This is a genomic window from Gilliamella sp. B2911, assembly GCF_026536965.1.
Taxonomy (GTDB): Bacteria; Pseudomonadota; Gammaproteobacteria; order Enterobacterales; family Orbaceae; genus Gilliamella; species Gilliamella apicola_E.
On sequence record NZ_JAFNNA010000003.1, the window covers coordinates 150,683 to 171,091 of the forward strand.

The following is a 20,409-nucleotide window of genomic DNA, read 5'->3' on the forward strand; positions in this document are numbered from 1 at the left end:
TAATTAATTTATATAAAATTAGCTTTATTTGTTATTGAAAACTGTAAAAACACACAGGAAAATCACTACAGTCTGTAAGTGTTAATAAGATAGTACTGCTTATTAATGTCAATTTAATAAATGAGTTCAATTCACTCTCTAAGCTAAACGACCTTTAAGTTAAATACCAATCGTATTATATGATCTACTATAAGACAAAATATTTTTTAAGCATCTTTTATATAAAATTAGGTTTATTTGTTATTGAAAACTGTAAAAATACACTGAAAAATCACTCCTTGAGTGAAAGTGGTATCCTCAGTTATAATAGATCCAATTTATAGTAAATATTGTATAAGGATAGCTATTTTGACTACCGAACTTAATACCCTTGATATTGAAGAAATCATAAGTTTACTGCCTCATCGTTACCCATTTTTAATGGTTGATCGCGTACTTAGTTATGAAAAAGGCAAAACATTAAAGGCCATTAAAAATGTTACTTTTAATGAACCATTCTTCCAAGGTCACTTTCCAAATAAACCGATTTTCCCTGGAGTATTAATTTTAGAAGCGATGGCGCAAGCGACTGGAATTTTAGCTTTTAAAAGTATTGAAGAGTTATCGCCAGGACAGCTTTATTATTTTGCTTCAATCGATAAAGCGCGTTTTAAACGTCCTGTAGTACCAGGTGACCAAATTGTACTTGATGTTGAATATATTAAAGAGCGTCGTGGTATTGCATTGTTCCATGGTGTTGCAACAGTTGATGGTAAACTGGTTTGTGAAGCCGAAATGATGTGTGCTCGTAAATAATATTGATTTTGAAATATCCCAAATGTATTAAGGAATTGCTATGGCAACGGAAATACACCCAAGTTCAGTAATAGAAAAGGGGGCAAAGATTGGTGATAACGTCAAAATCGGGCCTTTTTGTTATATTGGTGAACATGTTGAAATTGGTGATGGCACTTTTTTAAAATCACATGTTGTCGTTAATGGCCACACCAAAATTGGTCAAAATAATCAAATCTATCAATTTGCTTCAATCGGTGAAGTTAACCAAGATCTAAAATATCGTGGAGAACCAACTCGCACTGAAATTGGTGATCGTAATATGATTCGTGAAAGTGTGACGATTCATCGCGGCACTGTTCAAGGGGGGGAGTTAACGCGTATTGGTAGTGATAATTTATTCATGATTAATGCACACGTTGCTCATGATTGTATTATTGGTAATAATTGTATTTTAGCGAATAATGCAACGCTTGGCGGTCATGTGCAGTTAGACAATCATGTTATTATTGGTGGTATGACAGCTGTACATCAATTTTGTGTTATCGGATCTCACGTAATGGTTGGTGGTTGTTCTGGTGTTGCCCAAGATGTTCCTCCTTATGTTATTGCACAAGGCAATCATGCAACACCACATGGCGTTAACTATGAAGGATTGAAACGTAGAGGTTTTAGTAAAGAAGCACTACAAGCTATTCGTAATACTTACAAAATTCTTTATCGAAATGGGTTAACCCTTGACGATGCCAAAGTTGAAATTGAATCGTTAGCTAAACAGTACCCTGAAGTTCAACTGTTTACTGACTTTTTTGCTCGTTCGACTCGTGGCATTATTCGTTAATGACTGATAAAGCTTTAACTGTAGCACTTGTCGCTGGTGAAACATCTGGTGACATTTTAGGTGCAGGTTTAATTCGTTCTCTCAAAAAACACCATCCAAATATTCAATTTGTTGGAATTGCTGGACCACAAATGCAAGCTGAAGGCTGTAAAGCTTGGTATGAAATGGAAGAGCTGTCTGTGATGGGCATTGTCGAGGTATTAGGTCGATTACGTCGTATTTTAGCTATTCGTCGAGATATCACTAAACGCCTTATTGAACTAAAACCTGATATATTTATTGGTATTGATGCGCCTGATTTTAATCTTTCATTAGAAGGTAAACTCAAACAAGCTGGTATTAAAACTATTCATTATGTGAGCCCATCAGTCTGGGCTTGGAAACAAAAGCGCGTGTTTAAGATTAAACGAAATACTAATCTTATCTTAGCTTTTCTTCCTTTTGAAAAAGCCTTTTACGATAAATTTGATGTTCCTTGTCGTTTTATTGGTCATAAAATGGCTGATGATATTCCTTTAGAACCAGATCAAACCGCAATGCGTCAACAATTAGGTATCCCGCTTGATTGCCAGTGCTTAGCACTTTTACCTGGCAGCCGTCATGCTGAAGTGACGTTATTATCTGAGCCTTTTTTAAAGGCGGCTCAATTGCTACGTGACAAATTTCCTGATTTACATATTGTGGTTCCTTTAGCAAATGAGAAAAGGAGACAAGAGTTTGAGCGAATTAAAGCTGAAATCGTACCACAATTTAATGTGCAGTTATTAGATGGTCATGCTCGTGAAGCAATGATTGCCAGTAATGCGGCAATTTTAGCGTCTGGAACGGTTGCTCTTGAATGTATGTTAGCTAAATGCCCAATGGTTGTCGGTTACAAAATGAAAGCTTTTACGTTTTGGTTGGCTAAAAAGTTAATCAAAACGCCTTATGTGTCGTTACCAAATATCTTAGCAGGTAAAGAAATAGTGCCTGAGTTGCTACAACATGATTGTACACCAGAAAATATCGCTAATCATGTTCTTCCTTTTTTAGAAAGTGATAATACCGAATTAAAAGCGACATTTTTAGCTTTGCATAAACAAATTCGTTGTAATGCAGATGAACAAGCAGCACAAGCTGTACTTGATGTATTAGAGGATTCACATTGTTGTTAGAATTTACCTACCCTGATGCCACTTTAATTGCTGGAGTTGATGAAGTTGGACGAGGCCCTCTGTGTGGTGATGTTGTTACTGCTGCTGTGATTTTAGATCCAAATAAACCGATAGAGGGATTAACCGATTCTAAAAAGCTGACAGAAAAAAAACGTGAAGCTTTATTTGATATTATCAAGCAAAATGCATTAGCGTGGAGTGTTGCTAGAGCATCAGTCGATGAGATTGATAAGCTTAATATTCTTCATGCCACTATGCTGGCTATGCAACGGGCGGTGTCTGGCTTAAAAATCAAACCCAATTATGTTTTAGTGGATGGCAATCGTTGTCCTGAATTTGGTATTCAAACACAAGCCGTCGTTAAAGGCGATTTACTTGTTGCTGAAATTAGCGCAGCGTCGATTCTTGCGAAAGTGACTCGTGATCGTGAAATGGTTGAATTAGACAAATTGTATCCGCAATACGGATTGGCAAAGCATAAAGGATATCCCACTAAAGATCACCTAATGGCTATAGAATCACACGGTATCAACCATTTGTATCGTAAGAGTTTTGCTCCAATTAAGAGATTGTTACTTATCTAATTCGACCAATGTTGATCTACCGTTATTAATAATGGTGAATTGAATATAGCGACTGGTGAAATAACGGTTTCTTGATAAGGGATCTTATCTCCATAGCGTTCAGTTAGTTTTTGTTTAACTGCTGGTGCTGACAGATTAAAATCTTTAATCCTTTGTAATTGTCCAATTTTTAAGTTAAGTGCTTTATTATAAATTTTCCAAACTAGTTCTGAGCAATAAATATACTTATCATCCCAGCCAAACCAAATATCGTAAGGCTTATTTTCAAATGAATGAGCAACTCGTTTTAAATTAGCAATTTCTTTTTGTGATAAAGTGTGATCTTTTAGGCGTTTAATTATATATTTTCTATTTTTTCCTCGATTTACCCATTTATCAAACGGTGTATAGACCACTTTAGATGCTGCTTCAAAGACATAAGGTTTTCCATTTTTAATAAAAATTATTCCCATGTGACTATAAGGTGACTTGGTTGCTAGCTCAATCGCCTTGCTTTGGTTTGATTGAGAAGATTGGAAAATAATATCGCCATCAAGTGGTTGATAATCTGCTGTGGCCGCTGTGTAAGTAGCGAAAAGTAATGTAATAATTAAAATAAAACGCATAATTTTATAATTAAAAAAAAAATCAAGGTAATATTATAAAATTATTAGCTAAAATAGCTACTTAAATAAATTTTAAGTAGCTTTTAGGCGTGTTTCAGTCATTAATCCCGATTACTGAAAATAGATGTCGATTTTGTTTTATACATAACTTTACTGGCACGAGCAAAACGAATCGTTTTGAAAATACCTAACAAGCTAGCTTGATGCATTCGATACAACAATCGATGAATAATTAGCGCAAACCATCCCTTTACACCCATTTCACTTTTTCCTGCTATTTTAACCACACCTTGCGCGGTATCATGTAAAGAAATGATTGTGCCATTATCGGTATACTTAAACGATTTTAATGGCTTATTATCTAATATGTTGATAATGTTTTCGTAACAAATTTTTGCCATTTGATGTGCAGCTTGAGCAGTAGGTGGTGAGGCATGGCCATTGTCTTGCATTGCGTAAGCGCAATCGCCGATAACAAAAATATTGTCATCACGAGAAGTTTGCAATGTTGGTTTTACCACCAATTGATTTGAACGACTTGACTCTAATCCAGCAATTTCCTTTAAATAATCAGGAGCTTTAACACCCGCAGTCCAGATCATAATGTCGGCTTTAATAGTATCGCCTTCTTTTGGATAAAATCCATCGCTTTCAGCCTTAGTAATCATGGTCTTGGTTAATACATGGATACCTTGTTTTTCAAGTGTTTTAGTAATACTTGCCGCAGTCTTTTCTGGTAGGGCTGGTAAAATACGATCTGTTGCTTCAATAACCGACACATCTAAAAGATCGGAACACATCTTATTACGACCACAGGCACCAAATGCTTCCACCATGTGTGGTAGTTCAGAAGCTAACTCAACGCCAGTTGCACCACCGCCTACGATAGCAATTCGAATTTTATCTTCGTCGGTGCTTTGATCATTATCGATAATTGAACAGAAACTGGTGAATTTATTTATTAAGGTTTCTCGCAAGCGAATCGCTGCATTTTGATCGTCTAAGAAGATACAATGTTCTTTAACACCAGGTGTACCAAAATCGTTAGAAGTACTACCAATGGCAATAACTAAAATGTCGTAATCAATAGCGACTGATTCATCTTGATGATTGATAATAGTGATTTGTTTTTGGTCCCGATTAAGGTCAGTAAAGGTACCTTGGGTAAATTCGAAATTATGTTGTTGTCCTTGAGATGCATAATAAATATTATCAACTTGCTCATCAAGTACACCCGTTGCTACTTCATGTAATAATGGTTTCCATAAATGATAACTGTTTTTATCAATTAGGGTAATTTGAGCTTTGTCTGTTTTGCCTAACTTATCACCTAGGTCAGTAGCGAGCTCTAAACCGCCGGCACCACCACCAATAATAATTATTTTTTGCATATTTCAAGCCTTATTATTTCAATTGTAAAATATCATACTAAATAAGTAGGTTTTTATCTATTTCTTTTGACTGATAACATTTATAAATGAAATCTATTAAAATGGAGGTTTACAATTATTGAAATTTATTTAAGGGTGAAATAGAATATCATTCAATATAGTTGTAAATAATCCCGTTTAGCCTTATTTGGGCATAGAAATATAGCTTAGATTGTTTAAATAAAGCGTTATATCGTATGATATAGTAATCATTTTTGAAGTATGTTAATTCTTGATTGCATACAATTATCCTAGTTCTTTAGGCCTTATCTTACAATTGTCACTCAAAACAAATTTATGAATAAAAAAATTTTTATTGTTATTGCATTGATTGTTATTTTAATTTCAATGACGATCTTAATACGTGCTCATAGCAGCCAGCTTATTTTGCAAGGCGAAGTTGATGCACCTAATGTCAGCATATCCTCTAAAGCCAAGGGGCGAGTGCAAGTAATTCATGTCAATCGTGGCGATGATGTTAAACAAAATGATGTCTTAATTACGCTTGACAGTCCTGAGCTTTTAGCTCAAGTTAAAGCTGCCGAAGCTGGGCGAGATCAAGCAAAAGCGCAAGTTGAACTTTCTCAAAACGGTACTCGTGAAGAAAGTATTCGCTATTATGAAGCGTTATTGGAACAAGCAAAAGTTTCTTATGATAATGCTTCGAAAGAGTACAATCGTAATAAAGCCATTTCGGCAAAAGGTTTTGTTTCTCAATCAATATTAGATAATGCCCTTAAAACGCGTGATGCAGCTCATCAGCAGGTTTTGTCAGCCCAAGCCAATTTAGATCAAGCGAAAAACGGTGATCGTATTGAACAGCGTGAGATCTATAATGCTAAATTGCAAGAGGCTGAAGAGCAACTTAAACAATTACAGATTCAATATGATGATCTGCAAGTCAAGGCGCCTGTAGATGGTGAGGTTGGTTCAATTCCTGCCGAAGTAGGCGAGCTGTTTAATGCAAATAGCCCACTATTAACAGTTATTCGATTACCACAAGCTTATTTTGTGTTTAATATTCGTGAGAATATTATGCCGAATATTCACAAGGGTGACCATGTTAAGTTGGAAGTTCCAGCGCTTGGCAATAAAGAAGTTGAAGCGGAAGTTCGTTTTATTTCACCAATGGGCGATTATGCAACTAAACGTGCTACTCGAGCAACGGGTGATTTCGATTTGAAAACCTTTGAAATTAGACTTTATCCAACTAAACCTGTTGAAGGCTTACGCGCAGGTATGAGTACATTATGGAAAATAGACAACTAATTTCAGATTTCTGGCATCGCTTTAAAGAAGCATTTAACGATGAAATTCCAGTTATATTTAAGCGTTTTACTTTCCATTGGTTAATGTGGATTTTACCGCTGATTATTTTTGTGATCATCAGCAGTATATTTTATCGAGGTGTATTATTTGATCTTCCAGTAGGTTATGTTGATCAAGATAAAAGTACCTTATCTCGTGAAATTATTCGGGATCTTAACGCTGGCGCGCACGCAAATCTAATTAATTATGATAATCAGTTAAAAATGGCTGAACGTGATTTAGAAAAAGCTAAAATCTACGCCATTCTCTACATACCGCCTAATTTTGAAGCCGATGTATTAGCTGGTCGTCAACCAACGCCGATGCTTTATTATAATGCTTTATATTATAGTGCTGGCTTATACTCTATTATGGACTATTCCGGCCTAATTGCTTCATTAAATACGCAATATCGGACGACCATGGCAACCAGTATTGGTTTGCCCGTACCTAAGCTTTCTCAAGTTAATTTCAATTATGATGGGTTATTTAATGCCAGTGGTAACTCAATGTACTTCCAGCAATTTTCCGCGGTAGTTCATTTGTTACAATTATTTGTAGTGACCACAACAATTCATATTCTATCGCGATTACCTAAACGGACTCGGCCTAATTATCCATTTGTATTAGGTAAACTCGCTCCTTATACCATCTGGTATACCATGTTATTGATGTTTGAAATAGCAATGCTGGTTTTATTTTCTGATGCGCGCGTATCTGGTTCGCCATTTGCTATGATGCTGGTGGTATTCTTTTATGTTATTGCAGCGCAAAGTATTGGTATTTTGCTTTATACATTTACTAAAACAGTATTAGATGCATATACCTATATTGGGGTATTGGTGGGGCTTGCTTTGACCTATTCAGGAGTAGTGGTGCCTGAATTGTCGATGCCTTGGATAGCAAGATTTATTTCGTCACTTGAGCCTTTAACCTATGCACTGAATAAATTATTCGATCTCTTTTTACGACATTCCAGTTATCTATCTGTATTAAAAACATGTGGGATTTTAATGATCTATCCAATAATTATTACAGTGTTAGTTAGAAAACGTTTAGTCAAACGTTTACATTCACAGTAAGAGGCAATATTTGGATGCTTAAGCTATTTTTATCTTCAGCTATAAAAATGTTTTTTTATATGCTAATGCGACCAATGTGGTTATTGCTATTAGTTTCTGTTTCATTAATGAGCTTAGTTTATATTAATGGCACCATCACCAATTTGCCGGTTGCAATTGTTGATCAGGATCATAGCGCTACAAGTCGAAGTTTGATTCGATCTTTAAATACCAGCTCTAAAATCGATGTGCTTACTTATGAAAATTCATTAGAAGCTTATGATGATATTAACAGTCGTAAATTATTTGCGGTATTTACCATTCCAAGAAATTTCGAAAAACGTCTTTTAAACGGTGAAGAGGTGACAATTCCTGCTTATGGTGATGCTTCTAGCCGTCTAGCTAATGGTCTAATACAAGTTGATATTAGAGGAATATATCAACAAATATTAACCGAATATAATACGCGGGTAATGCGCAATGCTGGTTTTTCTGATCCGCAGATTAATATCATCTTATCGCCAATAAAAGGGCAAACGATGCCGCTTTATAATGCCGGGATTAGTTTTGCGGCGATAACTTTTCCTGGATTACTCGTCATGTTGTTGCAACACTCCTTTTTGATTGCCTCAACGCGTACCAATATCACCTTGCACTCCTTGCCCCAAGGTAAACCACCAAAGATTGTTATATTCGGAAGTTTATGCGGTCTTATACCAATATGGCTCTTTTTGTCTTTAGTCCTCTTTGGATTATGGCCTTGGGTTCTTGGCTATAGGCAATTAGCAAGCATACCCGAAATTATTATTATGACATTTCCGCTATTATTAGCGGTGTTGGGGTTGAGTAAATTACTCACTGAATGTTTACATCGAACCGAGATGATTTACCTAACCTTAGCCTTTTTGACTACCCCCGTATTTTACCTATCCGGTACTATATGGCCTCTTGATGCTATGCCGTTATGGGTACAAACGGTATCGCGAATGTTACCATCTACATGGGCAACAAATATGATTGCTGGTGTAAATCAGATGGGGTTAGGTTTGTCAGATAATGTATTTAATATATTTATGATTCTATTTCTCGGAGTCATATATGGTTCGCTAGGCTTTTTTATTGCAGCACTACGCGAAGGAAAGATGAGAAGATATTTCAAAAAAATAAAAAACTTTGTGCGTTCAAATACTAAAAAAGTTAATAATAAACCTTCAATTAGTTAATGCTAAAACGTGAATATACAATCAATAGCTGTTATGATGAATGCTTAAATTTTTCAAATAAATAACGTATGTCCAATAAATATTATCCATGGATTATTAGTTTACGCCCTAAAACGTTAGTATTATCGCTTTCGGCTATTTTGATGGGAAATTCGCTAGCATATTGGCAACGGTCTTTTGACCCATTGATTATGCTACTATCAATCATTACCGCATCGTTATTACAAATTTTATCCAATTTGGCTAATGATTACGGTGATGCAATTAAAGGCAGTGACCAACAAAATTTAACAGGGCATAAACGGGGATTACAATTAGGTTTAATCACGCTTAATCAACTAAAAATAGCGCTTTGGATTACCGTTTTATTATGTATTACTTCAGGGCTTGCATTACTTATTTTAGCCTGTAACAACTATCGACAACTTCTGATTTTTGTCTTGTTAGGATTATGCTCAATCATTGCAGCAATTACCTATACGATGGGGAAAAAACCTTATGGTTATATTGGATTAGGTGATTTCTCTGTCCTTATCTTTTTTGGGCTGGTTGGGGTAATTGGCAGTGATTACTTACAGACTAAAGTGTTATCGACACGACTCATCTTACCTGCAATTGCTAGTGGATTATTAGCGGTTGGAGTACTTAATATTAATAATCTACGCGATTATGAAAGCGATAAACAACATCATAAACGAACATTGATTGTGCTAATTGGTAAAACTTACGGTTGCTGTTATCACTTACTTTTATTAATTGTATCATTTTGTCTATTTAGTTTATTTGCTTACAAAAATCTACATACTTTTTGGAGTGGACTATTTTTATTAACATTGCCACTATATATAAAACATATCAATTCGGTGTTTAAATTTAAGACGGTTAATGACGCTGCACCGTTACTAATACAAATGGTCAAACTTGCTTTATTAACTAATTTACTTTATTGTTTGGGTATTATTTTGAGCTAGCTCACGTTTATTCTAAATTTATATCGTTTTACTTAATGTTAGCGTTATACTAGAATCGAATGAATATTACAGTTAAAGGAGACTCTACCATGGAGTTTGAAACATCAATTCTTTGTGATTACTACCCAGAAGATGTTAATGTCGTAGAACCGATATTTAGTAATTTTGGTGGTGTAGCTTCGTTTTCAGGCCAGGTCGTCACAGTGAAATGTTTTGAGGATAACGGTATATTGTACGAAGTATTACAATCCAATGGGGCAGGTAAAGTATTGGTTATTGATGGTGGTGGTTCTGTGCGCCGAGCATTGATAGATGCGGAATTAATCGATATTGCACTGCAAAACCAATGGGAAGGTATCATCGTCTATGGTGCTGTGCGCCAAGTTGATTATATTGCTGATGCTGAAATTGGTGTTCAAGCACTCGCAGCAATTCCTGTTGGCTCGGATGATCAAGGCGTTGGTGAAATTGATATTCGTGTTAATTTTGGTGGCGTGACTTTCTTCTCTGGTGACTTTATTTATGCTGATAATACCGGCATTATCTTATCTGAAATCGCTCTTGAAGTAGACGATAAATAAATCACTCATTATTTTCATAAACCGCTGTGGTTTTACAGCGGTTTTTTATGCTCAAAAACCCCGCTCCTCAACTTTTTTTGCGATACAATTTTCTATTTTGTTCGATTACGAATATAACCACCAGTAACGGTGATAATTAATCCTGCTATCTCCATATCTAATAATTTAATAGTGAGTTCAGGAATGGGTAAATTAACCAGGGCTGCAATTGTATCAACTGGAATTGGGTGATGACGAATAACGGCAAAAATTTCAGGATATAAAACAGTATTACTCTCTTTATTCTCAACACTATTTTGTCTATTTATTGTTGATAAAAAGCCACTATAGTGTTCTAAAATATCAGTTGGGTGAGTGACTAGATAAGCCCCTTGCTTGATTAAATAATGGGTTCCATGACTATTTTGATTATCAATATCACCCGGTAAGGCAAATACATCGCGATTTTGTTCAAGCGCATAACGAGCAGTGATTAGTGATCCACTTTTTTCAGATGCTTCAACCACAAAGGTTCCTAAACTTAATCCACTAATAATACGATTGCGACGTGGAAAGTATTCGGATCTTGCTTTTTCAAATGGATAAAATTCTGAAATGATGGCGCCATTTTGTGCCAAAATATCATTTGCCAATCGGAGGTTTGAGCGTGGTGAGATTTGAGCTAATCCACTACCTAAAACAGCTATAGTATTTCCTGATACCTCAAGAGCCCCTCTATGGCAAATAGCGTCTAAACCCAACGCTAATCCGCTAGTGACTGTTAAACCATTAATTGCTAATTCGCCAGCGAAATATCTTCCCCATTGTGCACCATATTCACTAAATTCACGGCTACCAACCATGGCAATTTGTGGTGAATGTAATAATTGCCTATTACCCATAACAAATAACAATAATGGTGGTGAACTAATTTGCTTAAGTAACATTGGATAATCGGAATCACAATACGCGATCAAATGTTTGGCTGGGTAAGGTGTTGCCAACCAATCGAGTATTGGCTCAAAATGAAGATAAGATGTTTCAAAAAAACGATCTTGGAGAGTTTTGGATAAACCTATTTTTTCCAATAATAGCGATACATCTCTTATTTTATTAGGTAGACCAGTACTAAAATAGTGAGCAATTTGCTCGAAATATCCCTTTCTTTTCTGACCAAGCATTGAAATTCGTAACAAAAACTCATATTTACTCATTACAGTCCTTTTTCCTCTACATTGTTGCTTTGTGCCATATCTAGAAGGATTGATTAGATATATTTTAGTAATAGTCAACTAAATCTATTCATAGGCATAATAAATGTTTACAATGTAGGCGAATTTGAAAAAATACAAAATTGAGGAGTAGATCGAAGAATTTATGGCTATTTTACCGGTATTACGTTTCCCAGACGAACGACTTCGCAAAATTGCAAAGCCTGTCTCTAATTTTACACCAGAGCTACAAAACATTATCGATAACATGACTGAAACCATGTATGCCGAAAATGGTATTGGACTTGCAGCTACACAAGTAGATGTACATGAGCAGATTATTGTGATTGATGTGTCGGAAGATAGAAGCCAACTTTATGTGATTATCAATCCTGAGGTGATAAGCCAAGAAGGTGAAACTGGCATTGAAGAGGGATGTTTGTCGATACCTGACTGCCGTGGATTTGTTCCAAGATCAGAAAAAATCAAAATCAAGGCATTAGATCGTAATGGTAAACCTTATGAAATTGATGCTGATGAACTATTGGCAATTTGTATCCAGCATGAAATGGATCACTTAAAAGGTAAACTCTTTGTCGATTATCTCTCGCCATTAAAGCGTCAACGTATTGAGCAAAAGATGAAAAAGCTAGCTCGTGAAGAGCAAAAGAATCGATAAATTAAACCGCCATTAATTTGGCGGTTTTTTATTTAAGCTTTCATTATTTAGCTACAATCACCATAGCAGGTCGGATAAGTCGACCATTGAGTGTATAGCCTTTTTGGATAGTATTGACGATTTGACCTGATTGGTGTTCTGGTGATTCAACCATACTAATCGCTTGATGTAGATCTGGGTTTAATTGTGAATCAGCCGTATTTATCACTTCAATACCAAATTTTTTGACCGTATCTAAAAACGATTTTAATGTTAACTCTAATCCTTCTACAGTTGCTTTGTGTTCTGGATTATTTTTATCTGTAGATTCTAATGCGCGTTCAAGATTATCAATTACAGGTAAAAGCTCATTTGAGAATTTCTCAAGAGCATATTTACGTGCTTTGTCCACATCTTGTTCAACACGTTTGCGCACGTTATCAATTTCAGCTCGAGCACGAATCATTGCTTCACTTTCATTTTTTTTAGCAATTTCTAATGCTTGTTCAAGTTCTGCAATACGTGTATCTTTGGCTTTTAACTGCTCTTCAACACTTGGTTGAGATGGCGTTTGTTCTTCAGTAGTTTGCTCAGCCGGGACTTCAATGTTTGTTTCATTTTCTGACATATTATTCTCTTGTTCAGTCATACGGTACTCCAAATTTAGTCGAAAACTTAATGAATAACAGTTATTATGGGGGCAATTTTTATTATTACAAGTTTAACGATAAGATGATATCGTGTTTTTTAATCGGTAACTAAAAAATCTTTATATTTAAGTTAAAAAAACAAGGATATTTTATGGGTATACCATTTAAATGTGTTGGTTTGGTTGGGATTCCACGTAAATTAGAGGCGATTGAAACTCATCAGGTTCTATATGACTGGCTAGTTAACTTAGGTATTCAAGTTTTAGTTGAAGATCGGTTAGCGCAGTATATAAAATTTCCTAGTAGTGTATACGCAACTTTAGATACGATTGGTGAGCAAGCCGACTTAGCCATTGTTGTCGGTGGTGATGGTAATATGCTACGTTCGGCACGTCAATTGTCGCACTATAAAATTAAAGTGATTGGAGTAAATCGAGGTAATTTAGGCTTTTTAACCGATATTTCCCATGATCATGTTATTGAGCAATTAACTCCTGTTATCAAAGGGGACTATGATGATGATCCTCGGTTTTTATTGGAAGTGTCTATCTACAGTGATGGTCGGTTAATTAATTCTGGTTTTGCTGTAAATGAAATTGTAGTTACACCTAATACTGTTGCGCATATGATTGATTATGATGTGTATATCAATGAGCGCAATGCATTTTCACAACGAGCTGATGGTTTAATTATTGCAACGCCCACAGGATCGACTGCTTACTCGTTATCAGCTGGTGGACCAATCCTTGCGCCGCACTTAGATGCGTTAATTATCACACCAATGTTTCCACACTCTTTAGCGGTCAGACCATTAGTAATTAAGAGTGATAATCCTATCCATCTTAAATTTCCAACAACAGCTTTGGATCTTAATGTTGCTTGCGATAGCCAAATTATCTTGCCAGTTAAACCAACACAAGAGGTAATTATTCGTCGCTCAGATTATGAGTTTAATTTAATTCACTCTAAGGATTATGATTATTTTAATAATCTTTCAAGCAAACTAGGTTGGTCACAAAAGATGTTTTGAATTTAATCGTTATGTTAAGAAAATTATCATTTAAAGGGAAACTATCTTTAAATAATAAATGTTAATACATAAACAGATAAAGAAGAGAATATGGCGGCGATAACATCGTCGACCATAATACCAAAACCGCCCGGCACACGCTTATCAAACCAACGAATAGGCCAAGGTTTTGCCATATCAAACAATCTAAATGCGACAAAAGCAATCGTCACCCATAGTATTGAAAATTGAGGAATGAAATACAGCGTTATCCACATACCGACAAATTCATCCCAAACAATATGACCCGAATCATGAGTATGGGTATCATCCGACGTTTTTTGGCAAATATAACAACCAAACACAAACGTCACTAAAATAAAAACCCAATATAAAGCAGGTTGTAAACCCCAAAATAAAAGCCACAGTGGTATCGCCATTAATGATCCCATAGTACCAGGCATAATGGGTGATAGCCCACTGCCCAATCCGACCGCTAAAAAATGAATTGGATTAGTGAGTTTTAGGTATTTTTTAAAATCTTTATTGCGCGCTTGTTTCGTCATTCTGATGATAATCGGTTGATAAAATTATGCCGACTTGAGGTCGGCAAAAAATTTGCTTAGCTAGCTTTAGCCAGCACTTATAATATTTAGCTATATTATTAGTCTTTAGCTAAGGTTGCAACCATTACTGCTTTGATCGTGTGCAGGCGATTTTCGGCTTCATCAAAAACGATGCTATGTTTAGATTCAAAGACTTCATTTGTCACTTCTAAACCATTTTTCAAACCATACTGGGCAGCCATTTGTTGACCTACTGTGGTATTCATATCATGGAAAGCCGGTAAGCAATGCATAAATTTAACATTTGGATTCTCGGTTAATTTGACTACATTTTGATTGACTTGGTATGGGGTTAATAATTTCACTCGCTCATCCCACACTTCTTTCGGTTCGCCCATGGAAACCCATACATCGGTATAAAGAAAATCAACGCCTTTCACACCTTCAGCGACATCTTCAGTTAAAACGATTTTAGCGCCTGTTGTTTTAGCTATCTCTTGGCACTTTTGAACAAGCTCTGATTCAGGTTGGCACGCTTTAGGCGCCACGAGTCGGATTTCCATACCCATTAAGGCTGCGCCTTCCATTAACGAATTGCCCATGTTATTACGAGCATCGCCTAAATAAGCAAATTTAACGCTATTAAGTGGGCGCTCACCGATATGCTCTTTCATGGTCATAAAATCTGCTAAAATTTGCGTTGGATGCGCTTCAGTCGTTAAACCATTCCAAACCGGCACACCGGCATATTTTGCCAAAGTTTCAACAATATCTTGCCCATAACCTCGATACTCAATACCGTCATACATGCGTCCGAGCACTCGAGCTGTATCAGCAATCGACTCTTTATGCCCAATTTGGCTACCACTTGGCCCTAGATAGGTGACTTGAGCGCCTTGATCATATGCACCGACTTCAAAAGCACAACGAGTACGGGTTGAATCTTTTTCAAAAATTAAGGCAATATTTTTGCCAACCAAATGTTGTTTTTCGTTACCTTGTTTTTTTGCTTTTTTTAATTCAATAGCAAGCTGAATCAGCTGGTTAATTTCTGCTGGGGTAAAGTCGAGTAAACGTAAAAAATGACGTTGATAAAAACCGTACATATCAAGCTCCTAATAGCGGTAAGTATTGTTACGATTCTATTTGAATAATTATGCAATTTCAAGTTAAACGTTTTAAATTTATAAAATGTCCTTTTTAGTTATTGAATTGTCTAAAAAATTAGATTTTATTATTTAATTATTTTTTATAATAACGCTTTTTTTGTTTAAAAAATTGTAATAAAATGACCAATTAATGAGTTACTGAAAAAGCATTTATGTGAATTATTATTCATAAATAGTGTTTATTTAATCAAAAGGTCTCTTAGCCATGCAAACTTATGCCCTCCTTATATTACAAGACGGTTCACAATTTATCGGTAAATCAATCGGTGCCGAAGGACAAACTGTTGGTGAGGTCGTTTTTAATACCTCAATGACCGGTTATCAAGAAATACTCACCGACCCTTCATATTGCGAGCAATTAGTCACGTTAACTTACCCCCATATAGGTAATGTCGGTACTAACAATGCCGATGCTGAATCTAATCAAGTTTATGCAAAAGGGCTGATTATTCGTGATTTACCACTATTAGCCAGCAATTATCGCAATGAGCTCGATCTTTCGAGTTATTTAAAACAGCATAATGTTATTGCCATTGCCGATATCGATACTCGCCGTTTAACTCGAATCTTGCGTGAAAAAGGGGCTCAGCATGGCGTGATTATCACGGCAAACGATAAAGAAACTTTACTTGAAAAAGCCGATACCGCTAAACAAATGGCGATTGATTTTAAAGGATTATCCGGACTGGATTTAGCCCAAAAAGTCACCTGTACAAAAAGCTATTTGTGGACACAAGGTGTATGGACAAGAGAGCAAGAACACCCAGTAGCAAAAAACGCCTTGCCTTATCATGTTGTGGCTTATGATTTTGGCGTAAAACGTAATATCTTACGGATGTTAGTTAAACGGGGTTGTAAATTGACCATAGTTCCGGCAAAAACCTCTGCGCAGGAGGTATTAGCATTAAATCCTGACGGTATATTCCTATCAAATGGTCCCGGTGATCCGGCACCTTGTACTTATGCCATTGATGCCATTAAACAGTTTTTAACTACTGACATACCGATATTTGGTATCTGTTTAGGGCATCAACTGTTAGCGTTGGCTTGTGGTGCAAAAACCATAAAAATGAAATTTGGACATCATGGTGGCAATCATCCGGTTAAAGATCTTGAAAATAATCGAGTTATGATTACCGCCCAAAATCATGGTTTTGCCGTTGATGAAATGAGTTTACCGACTCACTTACGTGTGACGCATAAATCACTGTTCGACGGTTCGCTACAAGGTATTCATCATAATCAAAAATCCGCTTTTAGCTTTCAAGGTCACCCCGAAGCGAGTCCCGGGCCTCACGATGCCGCCCCACTATTTGATCACTTTATCGAATTAATTAAAATTTATAAGCAGGAGCAATAACATGCCTAAGCGAACAGATATTAATAGCATTCTCATTATTGGCGCTGGCCCAATTGTTATTGGTCAAGCTTGTGAATTTGATTATTCCGGCGCTCAAGCTTGTAAGGCTCTGCGTGAAGAAGGTTATCGGGTTATTTTAGTCAATTCTAATCCTGCCACCATTATGACCGATCCGGAAATGGCGGATGCAACCTATATTGAGCCGATTGATTGGACAACGGTGAGTAAAATTATTGAACAAGAAAGACCCGATGCCATTTTGCCCACCATGGGCGGACAAACAGCGCTCAATTGTGCGTTAGAACTGGATAAAAGAGGCATTTTAAAACAATTTAATGTCGAGATGATCGGCGCTACCGCTGATGCAATTGATAAAGCTGAAGATCGCAAACGTTTTGATCAAGCCATGAAAAAAATTGGTCTTGATACTGCCCGTTCCGGCATTGCTCACTCATTAAAAGAGGCTTATGCCGTACTTGAACAAGTTGGCTTTCCTTGCATTATCCGCCCTTCTTTTACTATGGGGGGAACCGGTGGCGGGATTGCTTATAACACTCAAGAATTTGATGAAATTTGTACCCGAGGACTTGATCTGTCACCGACCAATGAACTCCTCATTGATGAGTCATTAATTGGTTGGAAAGAGTACGAAATGGAAGTGGTACGAGATAAAAATGATAACTGCATCATTGTCTGTTCGATTGAAAATGTTGACCCTATGGGTATTCATACCGGGGATTCCATTACCGTTGCGCCAGCTCAAACATTAACGGATAAAGAGTATCAAATCATGCGTAACGCATCGATAGCGGTACTTCGTGAAATTGGCGTTGAAACAGGTGGTTCGAATGTACAATTTTCGGTTGATCCTAAAACCGGACGCTTGATTGTGATTGAAATGAATCCAAGGGTATCACGTTCATCAGCATTAGCATCTAAAGCAACCGGTTTTCCAATCGCAAAAATTGCGGCCAAACTTGCGGTTGGCTATACCCTTGATGAGCTATCTAATGATATTACCGGAGGTAAAACGCCAGCGTCATTTGAGCCTTCGATCGACTATGTAGTGACAAAAATACCCCGCTTTAATTTCGAAAAGTTTGCCGGGTGTAATGATCGTCTAACAACTCAAATGAAATCAGTGGGTGAAGTGATGGCTATTGGGCGGACTTTTCAAGAATCATTACAAAAAGCGCTACGAGGGCTTGAAGTCGGTGCCTGTGGTTTTGATCCGAAAATTGACAATTATGATGATGAAAAAAATCTCAGCAAAATACGTTATGAACTGCAAGAAGCGGGCGCTGAACGAATTTGGTATATTGCTGACGCTTTTCGAGCCGGCTTTAGTTTAGATGAAATTTTCACATTAACGAATATCGATCGCTGGTTTTTAGTGCAAATTGAAGAACTTATTAGCCTTGAAAACCAACTAAAATCGCAATCATTAGCTAGCCTGAATTCAGAATCATTATGGCAACTTAAGCGTAAAGGTTTTTCAGATTTACGTATTGCTAAACTGCTTAATGTTGAAGAACAAGACGTTCGTGATCGACGAAACCAATACGATATCCATCCTGTATATAAACGAGTTGATACCTGCGCAGCAGAGTTCTCGACCGATACAGCTTATCTTTACTCAACCTATGAACAAGAGTGCGAAGCTAAACCACAATTTATTCGCCCGAAGATTATGATATTAGGCGGTGGACCGAATCGGATTGGGCAAGGTATTGAGTTTGATTACTGTTGTGTACATGCAGCGCTGGCGCTCCGTGAAGACGGTTATGAAACAATTATGGTTAACTGTAATCCGGAAACGGTATCTACCGATTATGATACCTCAGATCGACTCTACTTTGAGCCAGTCACACTGGAAGATGTGCTTGAAATTGCTCATGTGGAAAAACCAAATGGCGTAATCGTACAATACGGCGGGCAAACACCATTAAAATTAGCCAGAGCGCTTGAAGTCGCTGGGCTACCGATTATTGGTACCTCGCCAGATGCGATAGATCAAGCTGAAGATCGCAAACGTTTTCAGTCGATTGTCGATAAGTTAAAGTTAAAACAGCCAGTTAATGCAACGGTTACCGATATTGAAGATGCGGTGATTAAAGCCGAACAAATTGGCTATCCATTAGTGGTTAGACCGTCTTATGTGCTTGGTGGTCGAGCAATGGAAATTGTGTATAACGAGCAAGATTTAAGACGTTATTTTAAAACCGCAGTCAATGAATCGAATAATGCTCCCGTACTACTTGATCACTTTTTAGATGATGCTATTGAAGTTGATATTGATGTCATTGCCGACGGCGAGCAAATCGTAATTGGCGGCATTATGGAGCATATTGAACAAGCGGGTATTCACTCGGGTGACTCAGCTTGTTCATTACCAACATATACTTTAAGCCCGGAAATTTTAGATCAACTGCGCAAGCAAGCTAAACAGTTAGCGTTAGAACTTAATGTAAAAGGGCTTATGAATGGGCAATTTGCCGTCAAAGATAACCAAATTTATTTGATTGAAATCAACCCTCGAGCCGCTCGCACCGTGCCATTTGTGTCGAAAGCTACCGGTTTGCCATTAGCGAAAATCGCTGCACGAGTTATGACTGGGCAATCACTGGCTAAACAAAATATCACCAAAGAAGTCATACCGCCTTATTACTCAGTGAAAGAGGTGGTTTTACCGTTTAATAAATTTAGTGGCGTGGACCCAATTTTGGGGCCTGAAATGCGTTCAACCGGTGAAGTGATGGGAATTGGTAAAACCTTTGCCGAAGCCTTTGCCAAAGCACAACTTGGTAGCTTATCAAATATGAAAAAATCGGGAAAAGCTTTGCTATCTGTTCGTGATCAAGACAAAACTCGCTTGTTAGCGATCGCTAAACGATTAATTGCGCATGGCTTTAGTATTGATGCTACTTTTGGCACTGCTAAGGCATTACAACAAGCTGGCATACCCTGCCAAATGGTTAAAAAAGAGAACGAAGGGCGCCCCAATATTCATGACCATATTAAAAATGGCGAATATAGCTATATTCTCAATACCACATCTGGACGGGCTGCTATTGAGGCATCGAAAATCCTACGCCGTAGTGCTATTCAATATAAAGTTCATTACGATACCACGATGAATGCGGCCTATGCCACAACGTCGGCGCTTGATTATGATCCAGCTCATAGCGTGAAACCATTACAGGCACTTTATCAATAGAGACGAGTAAGGCTCGTCTCTTTTCACTAATCTGGTTTACGGTGTCGTACAAATAAGA

At 37.0% G+C, this 20,409-nt stretch carries 19 protein-coding genes; 13 read left to right on the plus strand and 6 right to left on the minus strand.

Going from position 1 to position 20,409, the window contains the following annotated elements; genetic code table 11:
• The first annotated feature begins 348 nt into the window (after window positions 1–348).
• From fabZ to rnhB, 4 genes are read left to right on the plus strand one after another with little or no spacing between them, the layout of a single operon-like run.
• Window positions 349–795 (plus strand): 3-hydroxyacyl-ACP dehydratase FabZ, encoded by a 447-nt coding sequence (gene fabZ / locus J3U27_RS04360; RefSeq protein WP_034882348.1) that lies wholly within the window; start codon window positions 349–351, stop codon window positions 793–795.
• 40 nt (window positions 796–835) lie between these two features.
• Window positions 836–1,615, plus strand: a complete 780-nt coding sequence (lpxA, locus tag J3U27_RS04365; protein WP_065562729.1) for an acyl-ACP--UDP-N-acetylglucosamine O-acyltransferase — start codon at window positions 836–838, stop codon at window positions 1,613–1,615.
• Window positions 1,615–2,769 (plus strand): lipid-A-disaccharide synthase, encoded by a 1,155-nt coding sequence (gene lpxB / locus J3U27_RS04370; protein WP_267337226.1) that lies wholly within the window; start codon window positions 1,615–1,617, stop codon window positions 2,767–2,769. The genes lpxA and lpxB overlap by 1 nt, the downstream gene beginning before the upstream one ends.
• Window positions 2,763–3,353: a ribonuclease HII gene (gene rnhB, locus J3U27_RS04375; protein ID WP_065733672.1), complete on the plus strand. Its 591-nt coding sequence runs from the start codon at window positions 2,763–2,765 to the stop codon at window positions 3,351–3,353. Before lpxB ends, rnhB begins: the two co-directional genes overlap by 7 nt.
• Here rnhB and J3U27_RS04380 read toward each other — a convergent pair.
• Entirely contained in the window at window positions 3,350–3,958 is a 609-nt protein-coding gene (locus J3U27_RS04380; protein WP_267376930.1) for a YiiX family permuted papain-like enzyme, read from the minus strand. The genes rnhB and J3U27_RS04380 overlap by 4 nt on opposite strands.
• Before the next feature lie 101 nt (window positions 3,959–4,059).
• The gene (locus J3U27_RS04385) at window positions 4,060–5,349 is read right to left on the minus strand and encodes an NAD(P)/FAD-dependent oxidoreductase (protein WP_065562725.1); all 1,290 of its coding nucleotides are present in this window, start codon (window positions 5,347–5,349) and stop codon (window positions 4,060–4,062) included.
• A 336-nt stretch (window positions 5,350–5,685) separates the two neighbouring features.
• On the opposite strand from J3U27_RS04385, the gene J3U27_RS04390 reads away from it, so the two are divergent.
• From J3U27_RS04390 to rraA, 5 genes are all read left to right on the plus strand, one after another.
• The gene (locus tag J3U27_RS04390; RefSeq protein ID WP_065562724.1) at window positions 5,686–6,657 is read left to right on the plus strand and encodes an HlyD family secretion protein; all 972 of its coding nucleotides are present in this window, start codon (window positions 5,686–5,688) and stop codon (window positions 6,655–6,657) included.
• The gene (locus J3U27_RS04395) at window positions 6,639–7,778 is read left to right on the plus strand and encodes an ABC transporter permease (RefSeq protein WP_065562723.1); all 1,140 of its coding nucleotides are present in this window, start codon (window positions 6,639–6,641) and stop codon (window positions 7,776–7,778) included. Before J3U27_RS04390 ends, J3U27_RS04395 begins: the two co-directional genes overlap by 19 nt.
• Before the next feature lie 14 nt (window positions 7,779–7,792).
• Window positions 7,793–8,980: an ABC transporter permease gene (locus tag J3U27_RS04400; RefSeq protein ID WP_220225418.1), complete on the plus strand. Its 1,188-nt coding sequence runs from the start codon at window positions 7,793–7,795 to the stop codon at window positions 8,978–8,980.
• A gap of 68 nt (window positions 8,981–9,048) precedes the next feature.
• Window positions 9,049–9,951, plus strand: coding sequence for a 1,4-dihydroxy-2-naphthoate polyprenyltransferase (locus J3U27_RS04405; RefSeq protein WP_267330794.1), 903 nt, complete (start codon window positions 9,049–9,051; stop codon window positions 9,949–9,951).
• A gap of 89 nt (window positions 9,952–10,040) precedes the next feature.
• Window positions 10,041–10,532, plus strand: coding sequence for a ribonuclease E activity regulator RraA (rraA, locus tag J3U27_RS04410; RefSeq protein ID WP_220225416.1), 492 nt, complete (start codon window positions 10,041–10,043; stop codon window positions 10,530–10,532).
• Window positions 10,533–10,624: 92 nt separating this feature from the next.
• Here rraA and dprA read toward each other — a convergent pair whose 3' ends face one another.
• Entirely contained in the window at window positions 10,625–11,725 is a 1,101-nt protein-coding gene (gene dprA, locus J3U27_RS04415; RefSeq protein WP_267330793.1) for a DNA-processing protein DprA, read from the minus strand.
• Between the two features lie 163 nt (window positions 11,726–11,888).
• On the opposite strand from dprA, the gene def reads away from it, so the two are divergent.
• Window positions 11,889–12,401 carry a peptide deformylase gene (gene def / locus J3U27_RS04420; RefSeq protein WP_065562719.1) on the plus strand — a complete coding sequence of 171 codons (513 nt, stop codon included), beginning with the start codon at window positions 11,889–11,891 and terminating at the stop codon, window positions 12,399–12,401.
• 43 nt (window positions 12,402–12,444) lie between these two features.
• Here the strand turns inward: def and grpE are convergent, their stop codons facing one another.
• Complete coding sequence (grpE, locus tag J3U27_RS04425; protein WP_065562718.1) at window positions 12,445–13,029, minus strand: nucleotide exchange factor GrpE; 585 nt, start codon at window positions 13,027–13,029, stop codon at window positions 12,445–12,447.
• 152 nt (window positions 13,030–13,181) lie between these two features.
• On the opposite strand from grpE, the gene nadK reads away from it, so the two are divergent.
• Window positions 13,182–14,060 carry an NAD(+) kinase gene (nadK, locus tag J3U27_RS04430; RefSeq protein ID WP_065733678.1) on the plus strand — a complete coding sequence of 293 codons (879 nt, stop codon included), beginning with the start codon at window positions 13,182–13,184 and terminating at the stop codon, window positions 14,058–14,060.
• 47 nt (window positions 14,061–14,107) lie between these two features.
• Here nadK and J3U27_RS04435 read toward each other — a convergent pair whose 3' ends face one another.
• Both J3U27_RS04435 and argF read right to left on the minus strand, forming a co-directional pair.
• Window positions 14,108–14,605: a phosphatidylglycerophosphatase A gene (locus tag J3U27_RS04435; RefSeq protein WP_267342349.1), complete on the minus strand. Its 498-nt coding sequence runs from the start codon at window positions 14,603–14,605 to the stop codon at window positions 14,108–14,110.
• 98 nt (window positions 14,606–14,703) lie between these two features.
• Entirely contained in the window at window positions 14,704–15,711 is a 1,008-nt protein-coding gene (gene argF / locus J3U27_RS04440) for an ornithine carbamoyltransferase (protein WP_267342347.1), read from the minus strand.
• A gap of 268 nt (window positions 15,712–15,979) precedes the next feature.
• On the opposite strand from argF, the gene carA reads away from it, so the two are divergent.
• Both carA and carB read left to right on the plus strand, forming a co-directional pair.
• Window positions 15,980–17,134, plus strand: a complete 1,155-nt coding sequence (gene carA / locus J3U27_RS04445) for a glutamine-hydrolyzing carbamoyl-phosphate synthase small subunit (protein ID WP_267376931.1) — start codon at window positions 15,980–15,982, stop codon at window positions 17,132–17,134.
• 1 nt (window position 17,135) lies between these two features.
• Window positions 17,136–20,351 carry a carbamoyl-phosphate synthase large subunit gene (carB, locus tag J3U27_RS04450; RefSeq protein WP_267376932.1) on the plus strand — a complete coding sequence of 1,072 codons (3,216 nt, stop codon included), beginning with the start codon at window positions 17,136–17,138 and terminating at the stop codon, window positions 20,349–20,351.
• Window positions 20,352–20,409: the final 58 nt, after the last annotated feature.